This window comes from Paeniglutamicibacter sp. NPDC091659 (assembly GCF_044756805.1).
Lineage (GTDB): Bacteria > Actinomycetota > Actinomycetes > Actinomycetales > Micrococcaceae > Paeniglutamicibacter.
The window spans coordinates 240,968-259,388 of record NZ_JBIVTO010000003.1 but is presented as its reverse complement, the minus strand read 5'-3'; the positions used below and the strand labels follow the sequence as shown (position 1 = coordinate 259,388).

Annotated in this window: 15 protein-coding genes and 1 tRNA gene; 7 read left to right on the top strand and 9 right to left on the bottom strand. The window is 65.1% G+C overall.

Translation table 11 applies throughout. The features are described from left to right. Positions 1-75 precede the first annotated feature (75 nt). Positions 76-873 (bottom strand): winged helix-turn-helix domain-containing protein, encoded by a 798-nt coding sequence (locus ACIQLF_RS08700; RefSeq protein ID WP_210002176.1) that lies wholly within the window; start codon positions 871-873, stop codon positions 76-78. Between the two features lie 583 nt (positions 874-1,456). On the opposite strand from ACIQLF_RS08700, the gene ACIQLF_RS08695 reads away from it, so the two are divergent. Then, positions 1,457-2,197 carry a response regulator transcription factor gene (locus tag ACIQLF_RS08695; protein ID WP_400296899.1) on the top strand — a complete coding sequence of 247 codons (741 nt, stop codon included), beginning with the start codon at positions 1,457-1,459 and terminating at the stop codon, positions 2,195-2,197. After that, on the top strand, positions 2,194-3,897 hold the full coding sequence (locus ACIQLF_RS08690) for an ATP-binding protein (RefSeq protein ID WP_400296897.1): 1,704 nt from the start codon (positions 2,194-2,196) through the stop codon (positions 3,895-3,897). Before ACIQLF_RS08695 ends, ACIQLF_RS08690 begins: the two co-directional genes overlap by 4 nt. Before the next feature lie 89 nt (positions 3,898-3,986). Here the strand turns inward: ACIQLF_RS08690 and upp are convergent, their stop codons facing one another. Beyond that, positions 3,987-4,625, bottom strand: coding sequence for a uracil phosphoribosyltransferase (gene upp, locus ACIQLF_RS08685; protein ID WP_400296895.1), 639 nt, complete (start codon positions 4,623-4,625; stop codon positions 3,987-3,989). A 148-nt stretch (positions 4,626-4,773) separates the two neighbouring features. Between upp and ACIQLF_RS08680 the strand changes: the two genes are divergently transcribed. After that, positions 4,774-6,201 (top strand): FAD-binding oxidoreductase, encoded by a 1,428-nt coding sequence (locus tag ACIQLF_RS08680; protein WP_400296893.1) that lies wholly within the window; start codon positions 4,774-4,776, stop codon positions 6,199-6,201. 38 nt (positions 6,202-6,239) lie between these two features. Next, entirely contained in the window at positions 6,240-6,725 is a 486-nt protein-coding gene (gene tadA, locus ACIQLF_RS08675) for a tRNA adenosine(34) deaminase TadA (RefSeq protein ID WP_400296891.1), read from the top strand. A gap of 26 nt (positions 6,726-6,751) precedes the next feature. Here the strand turns inward: tadA and ACIQLF_RS08670 are convergent, their stop codons facing one another. Beyond that, positions 6,752-7,270 carry a hypothetical protein gene (locus ACIQLF_RS08670; protein WP_400296889.1) on the bottom strand — a complete coding sequence of 173 codons (519 nt, stop codon included), beginning with the start codon at positions 7,268-7,270 and terminating at the stop codon, positions 6,752-6,754. Between the two features lie 107 nt (positions 7,271-7,377). Further along, positions 7,378-8,616, bottom strand: coding sequence for a DNA glycosylase AlkZ-like family protein (locus tag ACIQLF_RS08665; protein WP_400296887.1), 1,239 nt, complete (start codon positions 8,614-8,616; stop codon positions 7,378-7,380). Positions 8,617-8,685: 69 nt separating this feature from the next. On the opposite strand from ACIQLF_RS08665, the gene ACIQLF_RS08660 reads away from it, so the two are divergent. Further along, positions 8,686-8,776 (top strand) — tRNA-Ser (locus tag ACIQLF_RS08660). A 46-nt stretch (positions 8,777-8,822) separates the two neighbouring features. Here ACIQLF_RS08660 and ACIQLF_RS08655 read toward each other — a convergent pair. The 5 genes from ACIQLF_RS08655 to ACIQLF_RS08635 form a co-directional block, all read right to left on the bottom strand. Beyond that, positions 8,823-9,422 carry a dihydrofolate reductase family protein gene (locus ACIQLF_RS08655; RefSeq protein WP_400296885.1) on the bottom strand — a complete coding sequence of 200 codons (600 nt, stop codon included), beginning with the start codon at positions 9,420-9,422 and terminating at the stop codon, positions 8,823-8,825. A gap of 31 nt (positions 9,423-9,453) precedes the next feature. Further along, on the bottom strand, positions 9,454-10,053 hold the full coding sequence (locus ACIQLF_RS08650; RefSeq protein ID WP_400296883.1) for a hypothetical protein: 600 nt from the start codon (positions 10,051-10,053) through the stop codon (positions 9,454-9,456). Between the two features lie 344 nt (positions 10,054-10,397). Continuing rightward, positions 10,398-11,045 carry a DUF6318 family protein gene (locus tag ACIQLF_RS08645; protein ID WP_400296881.1) on the bottom strand — a complete coding sequence of 216 codons (648 nt, stop codon included), beginning with the start codon at positions 11,043-11,045 and terminating at the stop codon, positions 10,398-10,400. Between the two features lie 152 nt (positions 11,046-11,197). Next, complete coding sequence (locus ACIQLF_RS08640) at positions 11,198-11,971, bottom strand: SDR family oxidoreductase (protein ID WP_400296879.1); 774 nt, start codon at positions 11,969-11,971, stop codon at positions 11,198-11,200. A gap of 88 nt (positions 11,972-12,059) precedes the next feature. Then, complete coding sequence (locus ACIQLF_RS08635; RefSeq protein ID WP_400296877.1) at positions 12,060-12,767, bottom strand: phosphatase PAP2 family protein; 708 nt, start codon at positions 12,765-12,767, stop codon at positions 12,060-12,062. Between the two features lie 97 nt (positions 12,768-12,864). Between ACIQLF_RS08635 and ACIQLF_RS08630 the strand changes: the two genes are divergently transcribed. Continuing rightward, positions 12,865-13,323 carry a 23S rRNA (pseudouridine(1915)-N(3))-methyltransferase RlmH gene (locus ACIQLF_RS08630; protein WP_400296874.1) on the top strand — a complete coding sequence of 153 codons (459 nt, stop codon included), beginning with the start codon at positions 12,865-12,867 and terminating at the stop codon, positions 13,321-13,323. A gap of 61 nt (positions 13,324-13,384) precedes the next feature. Continuing rightward, the gene (locus tag ACIQLF_RS08625) at positions 13,385-18,403 is read left to right on the top strand and encodes a DEAD/DEAH box helicase (protein WP_400296871.1); all 5,019 of its coding nucleotides are present in this window, start codon (positions 13,385-13,387) and stop codon (positions 18,401-18,403) included. Positions 18,404-18,421: the final 18 nt, after the last annotated feature.

Here is an 18,421-nt window from a genome sequence, read left to right as displayed (position 1 = left end):
AGCTTAGGCCGGTTAAACGCCGTTGGGGGCGTCGCATCAACGGATGCGGCGCCCCCAACGGGATGGAACCTGGAACTAGATGGTGTATTCCGGGGCGGCCCAGACGACGACCTCGGGGTGCTCGTAGAAGCGGTAGCCCTGGCCGCGCACGGTGCGCACGGTGTTGGCAAGGCGGCCCAGCTTCGAGCGCAGGCGACGGATGTGCACGTCGATGGTGCGCTCGTTGGGGACCTCTTCGGCGTTGCGCCACAGGTTGCTGAGCAGCTCGTCGCGGCCCACGGTGCGGGTGCCGTTTTCCACCAGGTAGTTCAGCAGCTCGAATTCCTTGAACGTGAGGTTCAGGGTCTCGCCGTCGAGGTGGACCTCGCGGCGGGAAAGGTCGATCAGCACGCCGGAGGGGCGCGGCGCTGCCGGACGGGCGTCGGCACGCGGGCGGCGGTTGACCGTCGGGTCACCCAGCGCGTGGCGGACCACGTCGATGTTCTCGCCCTGTGCGCTGGCCGGGGCCAGTGCGACGGCGGCGTGGGTCTGCGCCTCCGGGGAGAGCGTGGCAAGGAAGGCTCGGACCTGGGTGGCCAGCTTGCCCAGGGAGGTTCCCTGCGCCTGCGCCACCGATTCGTCCAGGCCGACGTAGAGCACGAAGCCTCGGGCGGTGGTGTCATTGGCCACGGGTTGCGGACCCGGGGTGCCGCTCGGGGCAACGATCGGGGTTGGAGCGGTCATCGGTCGAGTCTCATGGGTAGCTGGCACCGCATGGAGCTGGCGATAGCCGGCCGGGGCGTAGCCGCCGGGAGTCGTCGTGCGCTGCGCTGCTGCGGCGCGGGACTGGGCGTTGCGGATGGAGACATGGACGTATCCGGACGTTACCGACATGCTGCTTTACCTCTAACTCGTGTGAATGCCACGGAATGGCGCGAATGCTTAGGTGTCCCCAAACCGCCGGTGCGGAGTCGGGACCGATGCGAGTTTCACTGAGCGTCGAAATGGGTTCGACACTCAGCTGGGCATTCGACAACAGCGTTGGAGGTGAGTGATCACCACGCCTCCGCGGAGGCCCTGGATTGCTGTTGCTGCGCTATTCACAATGTTCAGTTTCCTCGTAATAAACGGAACCCGCAAGTAACAAACTTCGATTCCGTCCACATGCTGAGACAAACCGTATTGAAAGTGATCAGCATCACATTGCACAGATATGCAACAGGCAAGCCGCGCGGGGCACGGTATGCCCGGTCATTTGCGAAAGCATGTGCAAAGTGATCAATCAAGCGTATAACCCTGCAAGCGTGGGCAGTCTTACACCCGGAAAAGGATCCATACAACGGGCAATTCAAACGCCCAGTTTAGAAACGCTGCGCATGCCCCGCAAGGCAGGCAATAAGCTGTAGTCAACACGGTTCACAGGCCGCTCACAGAGTCATCACAGTCGCGTCCTACACCCCGGATGGAGAGTAGAAACATGCCAGCCTCACGCTTTTCTCCCACCCAGTTGCCCCGCCTCACCCACCCGGACGGAACCCCCATCCGTGTCTTGGTGGTTGACGACGAACCTTCCCTTGCCGAATTGGTCTCCATGGGCACGCGCATGCTCGGCTGGGAAGCAACGGTTGCCCACGACGGGCCCAGCGCCGTCGAAGCGGCACGCACCTCCACACCGGACGTCTTGGTCCTGGACTGGATGCTGCCCGGTTTCGAGGGCCCTGAGGTGCTGCGCAAGGTCCGCATGTTCCTTCCCGACGTGCCGGTGCTCTTCCTGACCGCCAAGGACGCCGTCGAGGACCGCATCGAAGGGCTGGGCATCGGGGCCGACGACTACGTGGCAAAGCCCTTCAGCCTCGAGGAAGTTCTGCTGCGGCTGCACAAGCTGGTTGAACGCTCCGGCGCCAGTGCCGCCGATACCGCCGAACTCGTCGTGGGCGACCTGGTCCTGAACACCGATTCGCACGACGTCACGCGGGCCGGTGTTCCCATCAGCTTGACCGCCACGGAGTTCGACCTGCTGTCCTACCTGATGATCAACGCGCGCCGGGTGGTTTCCAAGGCCCAGATCCTGGACAACGTGTGGCACTACGATTTCGGCGGCCAAGCCAACATCGTCGAGCTTTACATCTCGTACCTGCGCAAGAAGATCGAGGCCGACTGGCCCCCCATGATCCACACGGTGCGCGGCGCCGGGTACATGCTTAAGCCCGCGCAATGAGCAACCACGCACGGCCCCGGATCACCCAGCCGGCAGAACCGGCACCGGAGACGGAACCCGGCACGAAGGACAGGCCGTCGGCTTCCGTTTCGCCCCCGGCCGCCGGCACTGCCAAGACCCCGACGGAACCTTCGTCGTTGCCCGGGACCCCGCCCGCACCCGACGCGCCCACCGAGGATCCCTCCCGGGCAAATCCGCCCGCCGGACACTCGGTGTCCGGGCGCTTCGGCCACCTGACCCTGCAGCGCCGGCTGCTGCTGGCCCTCGTCGGCTCCCTCGCACTGATTTGCGCGGTGATCGGCCTGCTCATCAACGCCGGCATGCGCCAGACACTGGCCAGCCAACTCAACGAGCAGCTTACTTATGCCGCCGACCGCGCCGAAGCATACTCCCGCTCACAGGGACACCAAACGAATCCGGCGCCCCTTTTTGCGCCCGGCCAGGCCTCGGGAACCCTCAACGCCAAAATCGTCTCCGGCTACCTGTTTGCGGCAGGTGTACTGGACGAAAAGACCGGCGAGCGCAAGGACCTCATCGGCACGGATGCGCCACCGCTTTCCCAACTGGTGGTCGGCGCTCCTCCCGTGGTCAAGCACCTGAGCATCGGCGACTACCTGCTTACTGCCCAGCTCGATCCGGCAAACGGCGGCATCCTGATCACCGGCCTCCCCCTGGAACCAAACGAGCGAACCATTGCCTCCCTGACTTGGCTCACCCTAATCATCTCGGCTGCCGGCTTGGCCGCCACCGGGCTGGCCGGCTCGATCATCATCCGCCGCTCCCTGGCACCGCTGAAGCGTGTTTCGGCAGTTGCCTCATCGGTGGCCAATGCGGAGCTCGATGCCGGCACCGCGGCGCTGGAGGTCAGGGTCGCGCCGGAGGATTCGGTTCCCGGCACCGAATCCGGCGATGTCGGCAACGCGCTCAACGCACTGCTGGACAACGTGGCAACGGCCTTCGCCGCACGCGAGGCCTCCGAGGCGCAGATGCGCCAGTTCGTGGCAGATGCTTCGCACGAGTTGCGAACCCCACTCTCGGCCATCCGCGGCTACACCGAGCTGATCAGCGCAACCGAGCATTTCAGCGAGGACGGCCAGCGCTCGCTGAACCGCGTGCTGGAACAAAGCACCCGGATGAGCTCGCTGGTCGAGAACCTTCTGCTGCTGGCCCGACTGGATGAGAAGCACCAGCTCAAGAAGACACCGGTAAACCTGGGGCAGCTCGCCTCGGAGATCACCGAGGACTTCCGCATCACCACCCCCAACCACCACTGGGTCACACTGGTGCCGGAAACCCCGGTCGTTGTATCGGCAGATGCCAGCTCGCTGCGCAGGGTCATCACCAACCTGCTGGCCAACGCCCGCAAGCACACCTCTGCGGGAAACACCGTCACCGTGGCGCTGGACATCGACTCCGCCGCCCAAGAGGCCGTGCTTCGGGTCGAGGACACCGGGGAGGGCATCGACCCGGCATTCCTGCCCCACGTCTTCAAGCGATTCACCCGCGCGGATTCCGCGCGGTCAGGGGCGGACGGCACCACCGGGCTGGGCCTGCCCATTGCGCAGGCCATTGCGGAGGCCCACGGCGGCACCATCTCCGTTGCGTCCAAGCCCGGACAGACGGTCTTCACCGTGCGTCTGCCGTTGCCCTCCGGGGTTTCGCCCAAGCCTGCAAAATCAGCCAGGCAGTCCAAGGCTTGATCCTGCATCCGGCTTAAACACCTCGGCGTCCGTTTCCACCCCCATTTCAGGGAGGCGGAAACGGACGCCACGGCCCAAAAAGCTACGGGCTAGTGGGCCACGCCGTACAGGCGGTCACCGGCGTCGCCGAGGCCCGGAACGATGTAGGAATTCTCGTCCAGCTTCTCGTCCAGGGAAGCGAGCACCAGGTGCACCTTGTCGTTGTCGCCGTAGGCCTCTTCCAGACGGGCCAGGCCCTCCGGTGCGGCGATCAGGCAGATGCACGTGACATCCTCGGCGCCGCGGTCGAAGAGGAACTTGATCGATTCGATCAGCGTGCCGCCGGTGGCAAGCATCGGGTCGAGCACGAACACCTGGCGGCCGGTCAGGTCCGACGGAAGTCGCTCGGCGTAGGTGATGATGTCCAGGGTTTCCTCGTTGCGGGCCATGCCCAGGAAGCCGACCTCTGCGGTCGGAACCAGGCGGGTCATTCCCTCAAGCATGCCCAGGCCGGCGCGCAGGATCGGCACCACCAGCGGGGTCGGCTTGGCGAAGGCGATGCCCGTGGTCACTGCCACCGGGGTCTCGATCTGGACCGTAACGGTCTTGACCTCGCGCGTTGCCTCATAGGCCAGCAGGGTCACCAACTCGTCGGTCAGCTGCCGGAATACCGGCGACGGGGTGTTCTTGTCTCGAAGGACCGATACCTTATGGGCCACCAACGGGTGGTCAATTACCTGTACGCGCATGAAGCAAAATCTACCAGTCGCGGGAGCCCAAAAACCCGTTTTTGGGCCGATTTATCCCGTGATTCCCACCATTGACCGCCTTCGGGGCCGGACGGACAATGGGCTAGATGCCGGTCAGCCGAACCGGCCACGGATATAGGCGGACACCATGAGCGCGCCAGCATTCCCCCAGCCATCCGCAGTCAAGGAGCTGGCCGCCCGGCTTCACGGCTCCGTCATCACACCGGCGGACCCCGAATACGACGAGGCTCGACGGGTCTGGAATGCCATGATCGATCGAAGCCCGGCACTCATTGTCAGGGCGGCCGATGAGTCGGATATCGCCGTTTCGCTTGCCTTCGCACGCAAGCACTCGCTCCCGCTGGCAGTGCGCTCAGGCGGCCACAACGTGGCCGGACACGGCACTGTGGAAGCAGGGCTCCTGCTGGATCTGCGGGCTTTCAACGAGGTCACCGTCGATCCGGAACGCCGCTTGGTGCAGGTCGGCGGCGGGGCAACACTTGGCGAACTCGACAGGGCAACCAGCGCCCACGGCCTGGCCGTCCCCGTCGGGGTCATCTCGCAAACCGGCGTTGCGGGGCTTTGCCTGGGTGGCGGGTTCGGGTGGCTCACCCGGACATACGGGCTGACGGTTGACAGCCTTGTGGCCGCGGACCTCATCAGCGCGGAAGGCGAAGCCGTGCATGCCGACGCCCACGCCAACCCCGAACTGCTCTGGGGGCTCACCGGCGGAGGCGGCAACTTCGGTGTTGTCACCTCCTTCACGTTCACGGCGCACCCGCTGCCGCCGACGCTCTATGCGGGGAACCTGATCTACCACCGTGCCCGTTGGCACCAGGCCCTGGTGGCGCTGGGAGACTGGGCAACCGAGCTGCCCGATGAAATGACCGTCATCGCCAACGTCATGGTGCCGCCGCCCGAATGGGACATGGGCGATGAGCCCATCCTCGTGGTGGGCTTCCTCTGGGCGGATCCGGACCACGATGCCGGGGCTGCCTGCGTGGAGCGTTTCACCCGCTTGGCTCCTCCCGAGATCGAGGACGTTTCGACCGTCACCTGGCCGGAGTGGCAGTCCGTCTCCGATTCCATATTCCCCAAGGGAGTTCGCGCCTACTGGAAGAACACCGCCTTCGACAGCCTGAGCGAGGAAGTCATCAACGTCCTGATCGCCCGGGGAGCCGAGCAGACGTGGCAGGGCACCGCATTCGACATCCACATCATGGGCGGGGCCATGGGTCGGGTGCCCGCCGAGGCCACCGCTTTTCCGGATCGTTCCTCCGCGTTCTGGCTCAACATCTACGGATTCTGGACCGACGAGGAACAGGACGAGCATCACGTGCAATTCGTGCGCGGCTTCGCCCACCAAATGGAGCGCTTCTCCACCGGTGGGCAATACGTGAACTTCTCAAGCAACGACGAACGGGCCCCGCATGGGTTTGACGCGTTTGGCGTGTATGGCGCCGAAAAATTGGCCCGGCTCACCGCGCTCAAGCGCCGTTACGATCCGCAAAACCTCCTGCGACTGAACCACAATATTGCCGTCCCGGATGTGGACACCGACGCTGCCATTCCGTGAGGAATGCACTTCTTCGGTTCGGCCAAACTAAAGTTGGCATGGTGATCGCCCCAAATGCCGCCCACCATGCCCTGATGGGACTAGCCCTGGATGAGGCACGTGCCGCCCTGGCCACGGCCGACGTGCCCATCGGCGCCGTCATCCTGGGCCCGGACGGGCAGGTCCTTGCCACCGGACGGAACGAACGCGAGGCCCACGGGGACCCCACCGCCCATGCCGAAGTGATCGCCATTCGCGCGGCCGCCGCAGCGCTGCGTGCCTCCGGGAACGACGACGGCTGGCGGCTCGAGGACTGCACGCTGGTGGTCACCCTTGAACCCTGCGCCATGTGCGCCGGGGCCATCGTGCTCTCCCGCATCCCCAAGGTCATCTTCGGGGCCTGGGACGAGAAGGCCGGGGCCGTCGGCTCGGTGTTCGATATCCTGCGCGAACCGCGGCTCAATCACTGGGTCGAGGTCTATCCCGGTGTCCGGGAAGAAGAATGCGCCAAGCTGCTCACTGATTTCTTTCGCGCCAAGCGCTAGAACCCGGACGGCCGGACAAGCCCTGCTCAGCCCGCCGGCAGCCGATTCGGTTCAACCTCGACGGCCAGGTACCTGAACTGCCCAAGCCCCTCCACGGGAGGGGCATAGTCGTCCCATCGAAGCTCGTAGTTCCCTTGCAGGGTCCACCCCTTGTGGTGGTCGCGCTGGTCCGCCCTCGCTGATTCGATCCACAGTGCCGGAGCATTGGAGACCAGAAGCGCCAGGCCGTTGCCCGCGGGTCGTTCCTGGCAGAACCTTTCAAGGCGGAAGATGTCTTGTGCGAACCCCTCCCGCAACAGTTCATCCGGCCCCTGGCCGCGGAGGTTGAATTCCTCGCCCCTGAGGTCTTTGCCTTGCCCTGCGGTCGGATGGAACTTGAACTCGACGGCAGTGCTCCCGGCATGCGTGAAACAGAGCATGTCGAGGACTTCCCGGGCGTCATCGCTGCCTTGGTGCCTCACTTCCATGCGTACCTTGATCCGCGGATCAAGCTTCCAAATCGCACGACCGAAGGCATGCTGCAAGTCGCCTTCGGAATGAAACACCTGGCGTTCCTCGGACAGCTGACGCATCACTGACTGCAAGGGAATTCGTCCTGCAAGCAACATATTTCAGGCCCCTATTCGGTTACCGGGCGATGCACCCTGTTAGCTCATTTACTCCGCAACATATCCAACGCGGCGATGTTCTTCAAGCGCGACTTCGGCGAATCCAAGCTAAACGACCTGAAGTCCCCCAGATCCTCTCCGATCCAAGCCTGCACCTCGGCGATGCGTTTCAGGACCTTCTCGCTCGCCGGCTCGAACGTCCACCACGCGATTCGTTCATTCTCCGGATCGTATTGCCACAATCCGATGATTCTTCCGCGGTCCACGATCGGGTGGTCGGACAAATCGGCCGCCAACGCGGATCCGCCCATTCCCGTGACGGCGTCCCGTCCCACGGCATCGAATGCGTCGCATGAGTTCCGGCGAAGCAACATCAGGGAATCCGATCCGGCCAGCAATTGCACGTCCTCATTGGCCGGCACTTCGAACGCAGCCATCACGGACACGTCTTCCGGCATCATCCACAGCACGTCTTCGCCGGCGGTTTTCACCTCCACCGCGCCAATCGAGGCCAGCGCTACCTTGGTCTGCGAAACGGTGAACGCCGTGAACCAACGAATCTGTCCCGTCGTCGCCCCGCCGGTCCATCCCAGGAATCTCTCCACCATCCGCGACCGCACCACATCGTCGGTCTCCCCCGTGGCCGGAAGCTCCCACGCCACGTACGAGTAGCGCTGCTGGTCCAAGCGGCCGTTCACCGGGACCCGTCGGATTCGTCCGTCGGCCTGCAGCAATCCCAGCGCCGCGGGCAAAGTCGTGGTGGCACCCTTCTTCTTGCCTTCCTCGCCCATGTTGCGAACCTGGTCACCCAACACGTCCTTAAGCTCGCGCGGATCCATCGGAGGCTCACCGGCCGCCTTGGCACGCAGCAGGACTTCCATCACGGATTCGGCCAGTCGTTCAATCTCTTCCCGTTCGACGCCCAACCGCAGGAGAACCTTCACTGAGGCTTCCGCGGAGGCTCCTCCCAACTGCAATCCCCAGGCGAAGTCGGCAGCAGGCAGAACGTAGGTACACCCGCGTGCCGTGGGCAATTCATGGATTTCCTGCGTTGCCGCCAACCGATCGGCGGATTCCCTCCCGATGCCAGCCCTGGCAAAGAGCGTCAGGTAGGTGTTGGCACCTCCCACGGAACGGGCCCATCCCACACGATCCAGCACGCTTGCGGCACTTTTCCCCACGAGTGCCCCGTCAAGGCCCTGCCTATGCCATGACCAGGCGCGCAGGAACTCCGGAGTGAGCTTTTCCGTGGCAATTTGCGGAATTTCGGTCGTCGGCATCATGGCTACATTCTGCCCCGAAGATCCCTCGTTTTTGTTGTACGCCATTCTTCCGATAGAGTGTTCAGGTCTGGTGACGTGTCCGAGCGGCCGAAGGTGCAACACTCGAAATGTTGTGTACGGTAACCCCGTACCGAGGGTTCAAATCCCTCCGTCACCGCCAGTTTGAAGGGTTCCAACTCCGCAAGGAGTTGGAACCCTTCAGTCGATTAAGCCTCGGCTTCCGCAACGGGTCCTGAATCTGGGTCACCTTTCAAGACTTGATAGTGAAGATGCGTGACCCCATTCGGGAAAGCGCGCTGCCCCAACAGGGCCAGATTCAAGCGAATGTCATGCGGCAAAGCCCGTTTGCCTCCTCCGACAACAACCGGGGACACGAAGAAATGGATCTCATCGACCAAACCGGCATTCAGTGCCTGACCGGCAAGGTCTGCGCCACCCACGGAGAGGTCGGCAGTTTCCTGGGTTTTCATTCTTTCGACCTCCGCCGGATCAAAGGTCGATTCAATCCTGGTTCGCTTGCTTTCAGTTTCCCGCAAGGTTTTGGAGTAGACGATCTTATCCGCATCGTGCCATATGGTGGCGAAGTCTTCGATAAATGGAGGCAGGTCCGTTTGGCCGTAAAGCGGCTCCCAAAAAATCATGACCTCGTAGAGTTTCCGGCCCATCAGTTGCGTTCCGATACCTCGCTCGAGGTCGTTGATAAAAGCATGGACCTCGGCGTCGGGCATGCTCCAATCGAAATTTCCCTCGGCATCGGCTACGTAGCCGTCAAGCGAGGTGATTGCCGTGTAGATGAGCTTGGCCATGGAACCTTCTTCGTTTGGTTTCGGTCAACAATTACTCAAAGATCGATGCACATCCTGGACCGTCAGGGGTCGCTTGGCAGTTTTCTGCGACAAGGACTTTCTTGGTTCGCCAAACGCTCATGGTCACCGCTGTGCTCGGCACATTGGCTACGCCTGGGATCGGTGTCCACGGCCCGCCTTCGGTGGAATACTCCCCACGGAATCTGGTCGTGAGACCAACACCGAAGTCTCCGGTTTCCTTGTAGACATGGCTGGTTGATGTCGGCGCATCAAATCCGCGATTGGCTTGTGGTTCGCCGGGGAACTCCAAGGAGCGGGACGAACCGTCGCCATACGACCACAAATAGGAAGTTGGGATGGCGCGCACTCGTACGTCTTGGTCAAAAAGCACAATGTCAAAATTCTGGTTTTTCGAGTCTGCATACAGGTGTGCATGGCCATTTCGAAGCGAAAAACTCTCAGGCTGGCTATTGATCGTCGAAGCCAGAATCGGAAGCTCGCGGAACCGTTCTGGGGTTACTTTCGCGATGTCTTGCTCGGCTCCGGGAATGTCGATAGCTGGTTCGACTGTGCAGTACGAACTCGTTCCCACCAATTGGCCTTTGCGCGGCCCATTAATTGCATAAATCATGCGAATGAGCGGGTAGCTCCCGTCGCTACACGGAGGATCCGGGTTTGCATCGCATCCGAGACTCAGCATCAGCGCCGGCTCGCATTGTCGTAAATACTCAACGCGATACTTCAGTTTTGGCCCAAAGGTTACTTGCCGAGCCTTTGACGGTACCGACGCATAGCCAGGGACACTGGCCTGGCCTCCTTCGTTGCAGCTCGATGAGTTTACGTGCCCGCTACTTCCACCAAAATGTGCGCCCCAAAAGCAATCTTCGCCAATGCGGGCTCGGTTTTCATAGCTCAGCGCAGGCAGCGTGGATACCAGTACCAACGCAACGATCGAACTAACGATTCTAGACATTGTTAGTTTCCACCTGGGTCAATAAATTCAATACGTGAAACCGACCAATTCTTGTCATATGTGAGGTACAGAGTTCCCGGAAGTGGTTTTTCCGTCTCGGGAACGGTTCCAGTCAGCTTGCCACTGGGCAGATACATTTCTAACTCGTCACGCTTCATTGAAAATCCGACAATTCCAACGCCATCACGTAGCACAGCCATATTCACAGCGACCGTAGTTTTCCCTCCAGCGTGCCACCCGCCATACTCGTGATTTCGGTCAGTTGGATCAATAATCTGCTCAGCACATACGATGCAGGATCGTTCAGTAACAGCCTTGATCGGTTTCGTATCGTTGGTCCATACGCTGAAATCAACCAGTTCAAACCAGTACTTCGTGAACGCAACAATGCCTTCTTCTGATTTCTCCTTTGCGGCCTCTGGCATTTTCGGAACCGGCCAGTTCTGCGCTGGCCCCTTCGAACTTGCCGGGATCGGTTTTGGAGTTGGTTTGGCAGTGGGAATGGGCGATGCACTCGGTGCGCTGGTCGATGCTGCTGGTGGTGAACTGGAGGGCCCGGCAGGATCTGCCGACGCCGTACATCCCGCAGTTCCCATCACGAATGCACCCGCGCATAAGGCGACGATGACGCTTTTGGTTTTGCCAATCATGCCGGGCCTACAATTCAGGTCGGAGTCATTTGATCGACATCCTAGACCCGAACCTTATATCGCGGGAATGGTTATCCACAGGCAGATTTGCCTCACGCGGAAATCGCGAACTACCTAGTGATTCACTCAGCAATCAAAGTTTGTCGATCGCCCTATGCGGTTCTTCCGTTGGCCAACCACTCCTCGAACAAAGTCGGGTCTTTCGCGACCCCGACGCCTGGCAGCAACCCGCCGTTCAAGACCTTGATTCCAGGCACCGGGATGGCAATAACCCGAGGATGTGGTCCGCCGTTGTGGACCACGGCATTGTTGTGCGCGACCTTCCGTGCCAATTTCGCCAGATCCCGAGGCTGCGGGCCCGCCAGCTCAACGCCGGCAGGGGCCTCAACACCCAATTCCACTACGGAGACGATCAGCCGGGCGACGGCATCAGCGGCAACGGGTTGGCTCATCATGCGCGGCATCACTGCAAGCGGACCGATACGCATCTGGTTGATGAGTGTCTCCGCAAGTTCAAACCACTGTGTCGTCCGGACGATCGTGGTTGGAATCCGGGCGTTTTGGTATCGAGCTTCCTGCGCCGCCTTGCCACGGTAGTAGCCCATGCGCCTGTTGATCTCGGAGTTGCGCGCGTTCAAGATCGACACGCACACGAGATGTGCCACCCGGGCGTCCTCGGCTGCCCGGATCACGTTTCGGGCGGTCGTCTCGTAGAAATCGACGCAGGCACCGGCCTTCATCGAGACGATGTTCAGGCAGTCGACCACCGCGTCGGCACCCGCAAACGAGTCTGCCAACCCGGCTCCGGTGTACGCGTCGATGCCTGTTGACCGACTGGCCGCAACGACCTCATGACCGGCGATTTCCAGAAGCCGGACGACGCGGGCACCCATGGTTCCGTTCCCGCCCAGGACAATGACTTTCATGCCCTGAGACTACCCGTGAGCCAAGCCCGATTCGAGGGCAACGACCGCTTTTGTCGTTGACGACCAGTCCGATGGGCCGCGAGCAAACCTAGACCATGATCCAATGCGCAAAACGGCGGTTCTTCAGCACCACGTAATGGTGCAGCACGATGACGACGGCCGCCCAGGCGCCGCCGATCAACAACCCTTGCAGCACATCCGTCAGCCAATGGTGTCCCAGATAGATGCGGCTCCATCCGATGGCCAGCACGAATGAGACAAGGGCGATCAGACTCAACATGCGGGCAAAGTGGCTCCGCAGGACAAGGACAAGCAGGTAGCCGACGACCCCGAGAATCGCGGTGGCATTGAGCGTGTGGCCGCTGGGGAAGGCGTAGGACGTGGGCACCGGCTCGAGGGCTTCGGGCAGCGGCGGGCGCGCCCGGGCGGTCAGGTTCTTCAGCAGCACGGTCAGCGCAACCGAGCCCGCCGCGGTGGATCCGATCAGCGCCACCGGCCAATAGCTGCGGGTCCGCCAGCACAACAGCCCGGAGGCAATGAGCGCGATCGTCGTCATGCCCCAGGTGCTTCCGAGCGCCGAGAAGAACCAGGCAACATTCGTGCCGAAAGGTGTTCGGTGCGCGACCATCCACTCAAGCGTCGGCACGTCCCAACTTCCAAGGCCTGCGCCCATCCGCGCGGAAACCCACAGGCGCCGGGCAACGCCCAAGAGACCCAGCACCACGGCAAGGACCAGCAAAAGGATGGAACCGGCGCTTGGGGCGCGTCCGGATCCGCGGCGTTTGTGGGCGTTCATGCTTATCAGCGTAGCTTCCGAACCTGTCGCAGGCTCGAAGCTCGCTGGGAGGACGCCCGGATACGGCGGCAGGCAACGGATGCGGGAAGATGGAACCATGACAATCCGCGTGCTGGCCATCGGCAAGAAACACGAGTCCTGGGTGACCGAGGGCATCGACCGCTACGAGAAGCGCATGAAAAAGCCCTTCGACGTGAAGTGGCAGCTGCTGCCGCACTCCTCCCGCGAGGGCGACGCCGCGCGCACCGAGGAATCCGAGCGCATCCTGGCCAAGGTCGACGCGAAGGACTTCCTGATCCTGCTCGACGAGCGCGGCAAGAACATCGACTCCCCCGCGCTGGCCACGACGCTGCAGCGCCCGCTGGACACCTCGCGCAACATCACCGTGGTGATCGGCGGTGCCTACGGCGTCGACGAATCGGTGCACAACCGCGCCGACTTTATCTGGAGCCTGTCCAAGCTGGTCTTCCCGCACCAGCTGGTGCGCCTGATCCTCACCGAACAGCTCTACCGGGCCCAGGAAATCGCCGGCGGCGGCAAGTACCACCACGTCTAAAAGTTCACGTCAGTGACGCCGCGGGGCATTTTGGCGGCGCGGGCGCTTAAGCTGGGACTCGATGGCCAAGCAACCTGATCCGCGACACGTCCTCGAACGATTCACGCCCGCCACGCGGGCCTGGTTCGAGGGTGCCTTTGCCGCGCCGACGCCCGCCCAGATCGGCGCGTGGGATGCGATTTCCACCGGGCGGCACGCCCTGGTGATCGCCCCGACGGGATCGGGCAAGACTCTCTCGGCGTTCCTCTGGGCGCTGGATTCGTTCGCGCGCGCGGCCACCGAGATCACGGCCCCCCCGCTGCCTGGGCTGGAGGCCGGCGGCACGACCGAAGCCGGCGGCCGCCCGAAAACCGGCGCCACCCATTCCGGCGGCACCAAGGTGCTCTACATTTCGCCGCTGAAGGCCCTGGGCGTGGACGTCGAACGCAACCTTCGCGCCCCGCTGGTGGGCATCAAGGCCACCGCCGCGCACCTGGGGCTGGCCGTGCCGCAGGTGTCCGTGGGCGTGCGGTCCGGCGACACCCCGGCGAACGAGCGCCGCAAGCTCGTCACCAACCCGCCGGACATCCTGATCACCACCCCCGAGTCGCTCTACCTGATGCTGACCTCCCGGGCGCGCGAGTCGCTGGCCGGGGTGCACACCGTGATCCTCGACGAGGTGCACGCGGTGGCGGGCACCAAGCGCGGGGCGCACCTGGCGCTGTCCCTGGAGCGGCTGGATGCGCTGCTGGCCGCGCCGGTGCAGCGGATCGGGCTTTCGGCGACCGTCGAGCCGCGCGAGGAGGTGGCGCGCTTTGTGGGAGGCGGAGCCCCGGTGTCCGTGATCGCCCCGCCGATCACCAAGACCTGGGACCTGAGCGTGCGGGTGCCGGTGGAGGACATGACCGACCTTCCGGCCGCCGCGGCCGCGCACGACCTGGGCCCGGGCTCCGGGCTGGCCCCGCAGGCGAGCATCTGGCCGCACGTCGAGGAACAGATCGTCGATTTGATCGAGGCGAACCGATCGACGATCGTGTTCGCCAATTCCCGGCGTTTGGCCGAGCGGCTGACCGGCCGGCTGAACGAGATCCACGAATCCCGGGTGACCGGAACCGACGCCGAATCCGGCTTTGCGCCGAACGGGATCGGTTCCACCGGCGCGGAAATGACGGCAGGAACCCCGGTCAAGCGCGTCCAGCCGGGCAGCGGCATGCCCGCCGCCATGATGGCGCAGGCCGGAATGGTCTCCGGGGCAGGCGACGCCGAGGGCGGCGGAGTTGTCCCGCTGGCCCGGGCCCACCACGGCTCCGTCTCCAAGGAGACCCGCGCGCAGATCGAGGACGACCTGAAGACCGGCGTGCTGCGCGCCGTGGTCGCCACCAGCTCCCTGGAACTGGGCATCGACATGGGGCTGGTGGACCTGGTGGTGCAGGTCGAATCCCCGCCCTCGGTGGCCTCGGGCCTGCAGCGCGTGGGCCGCGCCGGGCACCAGGTCGGCGAGACTTCGATCGGCACCTTCTTCCCCAAGCACCGCGCGGACCTGCTCTCCACCGCACTGACCGTCTCCCGCATGCGCGAGGGAAAGATCGAGGCGCTGCACATCCCGGCCAACCCGCTGGACGTGCTGGCGCAGCAGACCCTTGCCGCCTGCGCGCTGGAGGACCTGGAGGTCGAGGCCTGGTTCGACACCGTGCGCCGGGCCGCGCCCTACGCCTCGCTGCCGCGCGCCGCGTTCACCGCGACGCTGGAGATGCTCGCCGGCAAGTACCCGTCCGACGAGTTCGCGCAGTTGCGCCCGCGCATCGTCTGGGACCGCGACACCGGCACCCTCACCGGGCGCCCCGGCGCCCAGCGGCTGGCCGTCATCAGCGGCGGAACCATCCCGGACCGCGGGCTCTTCGGGGTGTATCTGGTGGGCTCGGAGGAAAACTCCGGGGCCAAGGGCGGGCGCCGGGTGGGTGAGCTCGACGAGGAAATGGTCTACGAGTCCCGGGTCGGGGACGTGTTTGCGCTCGGGGCGACCAGCTGGAAGATCGAGGACATCACGCACGACCGGGTGCTGGTCTCCCCCGCGTTCGGGCAACCCGGCAAGCTGCCCTTCTGGAAGGGCGACACCCAGGGCCGGCCCGTGGAACTCGGCGCGGCGCTGGGCAGGTTCACCGCCGAGCTGGTGAAGCTGCCGCGGCCCGAAGCCCGCGAACGGCTGGGCGCGATCGGGCTCGACGACTTCGCCGCCGGCAACCTGCTGAACTACCTGGGCGCGCAGGCGGAGGCGACCTCCGTGGTGCCCAGCGACAAGACCCTGGTGGTCGAGCGCTTCGTCGACGAGCTCGGCGACTGGCGGGTCATCCTGCACTCGCCCTTCGGCCTGCCGGTGCACGCGCCGTGGGCGCTGGCCGTGGGGGCACGCCTGCACGAGCGCTACGGCCTGGACGGCTCCGCGATGGCCGCCGACGACGGGATCGTGCTGCGCGTCCCGGCGATGGACGACGAACCGCCGGGCGCCGAGCTCTTCGCGTTCGAACCCGAGGAGATCGAGGACCTCGTCACCGCGCAGGTGGGCAACTCCGCGCTGTTCGCCTCCCGCTTCCGCGAATGCGCGGCCCGCGCCCTGCTGCTGCCGCGCACCAACCCCGCCAAGCGAACCCCGCTGTGGCAGCAGCGCCAGCGCAGCGCGCAGCTGCTGGACGTCGCCCGCAAGTACCCGGACTTCCCGATCATCCTGGAGACCGTCCGCGAGTGCCTCAACGACGTCTATGACCTGCCGGCGCTGAAGAACCTGCTGGGGCTCATGGGCTCGCGCGGCATTTCCGTGCGCGAGGTGCAGACCCGGCTGCCCTCGCCCTTCGCCCAGTCGCTGCTCTTCGGCTACGTGGCGCAGTTCCTCTACGAGGGCGATTCCCCGCTGGCCGAGCGCCGCGCCGCCGCCCTGAGCCTGGACCCGGCACTGCTGAACGAGCTGCTGGGACGCACCGAGCTGCGCGAGCTGCTGGACGCGCAGGTCATCCTCCGCACCGAGGCCGAACTGCAGCGGCTGGCCCCGGGCCGGCAGCTGGCCGGGATGGAGGGCGCCGCGGACCTGCTGCGCATGCTCGGCCCGCTGGGCATCGAGGCCGTTGCCGCGCGCCTGCGCGACGAGACCCTGTCCGAGTCCGTGTCCGAGGAGACGCAGCCCGCCGGGAGCAAGGCCCCCGGGACCGGACCAGGCTCCGAGGCTGCCCGCCTCGCCCACCTTGCCCTGGTCGAAACGCACCTGCAGGGCCTGGTCCGCGCCAACCGGGCGCTGGAGGTGCGGCTCGGCGGCGGCACGGTCTTCGCCGCCATCGAGGATGCGCCGCGGCTGCGAGACGGGCTGGGCGTGCCGCTGCCGCACGGGGTGCCGCTGGCCTTCATCGACCCGGTCGAGGACCCCGTCGGAGACCTGGTTTCGCGCTTTGCCCGGACCCACGGGCCCTTCACCGCGGCGGATGTCGCGGCAGCCCTGGGGTTGGGCGTCGCTGTTGCCAAGGCGGCGCTGGACCGGCTGGTGTCCGAAAACCGGGTCATGACCGGGGCGTTCAGGCCCGCCGAGCTGCTGGCGGAGGATGCCTCCGGGTTCCGCTCCACGCAGCTTGAGTATTGCGAGGCCGGGGTGCTGCGGATGATCCGCAGCCGCTCGCTCGCGGCCCTGCGCGCCGAGGTCGAGCCCGTCGACCAGCCGACGTTCGCCAGGTTCCTGCCGGCCTGGCAGGGCATCGGCCAGGGGCTTTCCGGCGTCGACGGGGTGCTGGCTGTCATCGAACAGCTGGCAGGGGTGCCCGTCCCGGCCTCGGCCGTCGAATCCTTCGTGCTGCCGGTGCGCGTGCGCAACTACGCCCTGGGCATGCTCGACGAGCTGATGAGCGCCGGGGAGGTGTTGGTCTCGGGCGCCGGGGCGCTGGCCGGAACCGACGGCTGGGTCGCGCTGCACACCGCGGAAAACGCGCCGCTGAGCCTGCCGCAACCGGACCGCGAGAACCTGGGGCCGCTGGCCCGCAGGCTGCTGGTGGTGCTCGATGCGGGCGGGGCCTACTTCGTGCCGCAACTGGCCCGGCTGGTGGCCGGGGTGCCGGATCCGGCGGCCAGCCCCTCCATCGTCCCCGGGGCGCACGACATGGCCGGAACCGAGCCGCGCACCGAGGAGGTGCTCGAGGCCTTGTGGGAGCTGTTCTGGGCCGGCGCCGTCTCCCCCGACACGCTCGCGCCCGTCCGCGGGCTGCTCTCCGGCGGCAAGTCCGCGCACCGGGCACCCGCACTGGCGCCCCGGGCACGCACGGCTCGGCTCGGGCGGATGGCCATGCTGCGGCAGGGGCGGGCCGGGTTCGAGGCCCCGGGTGCCGGCGATCCCTCGGTCATGCGCCTGCACGGGCGCGAGCTGGGCCCGCGCTCCGGGTTCGGCGGGGTCCCGGAATCGGGCACCGGCCGCTGGGCGGCGCTGCCGCACCCCGTCGGGGACACGACCATCAGGGCGCACGCGAGCGCCGAATTCCTGCTCGAACGCTACGGCGTGGTGACGCGGGGATCCGTCGCAGCCGAATCCGTGCCCGGCGGCTTCGGCCAGCTTTACCGGGTGCTCGGCCGGCTGGAGGAGGCCGGCCATGCCCGCCGGGGCTACTTCGTCGAAAGGCTCGGGGCCGCGCAGTTCTCCACCTCCCCGACGATCGACAGGCTGCGCACGTTCGTGCGCGATGCGGGGGCTGAGGCTTCTCCGCCCGCCGCCCTGGCGCTGGCGGCCACAGACCCGGCCAACCCCTACGGCGCCGCGCTGGCCTGGCCGCAGGCGCCCGGAGGGCACCGCCCGGGGCGCAAGGCCGGGGCCATCGTGGTGCTGCTGGACGGACGGTTGGCCCTGTACGTGGAGCGCGGCGGCAAGACCGTCCTCGATTTCCCGGGGGCCGCCACGGCGGAAAACATGCGCGACGCCGCGGCCGTCGAGCTCGTTGCGGCCCTGCGCCGGGCCGGCATCGAGAAGCTTGCGATTCTCAAGGTCAACGGCGAACCGGTCTCCGATTCACCCTGGGGCGCTGCATTACGCCGCGCTGGGTTCTATTCCACGCCTAGTGGGCTTCGCTTTAGAAGCTGAGTTCCGGAGAATTTCCCC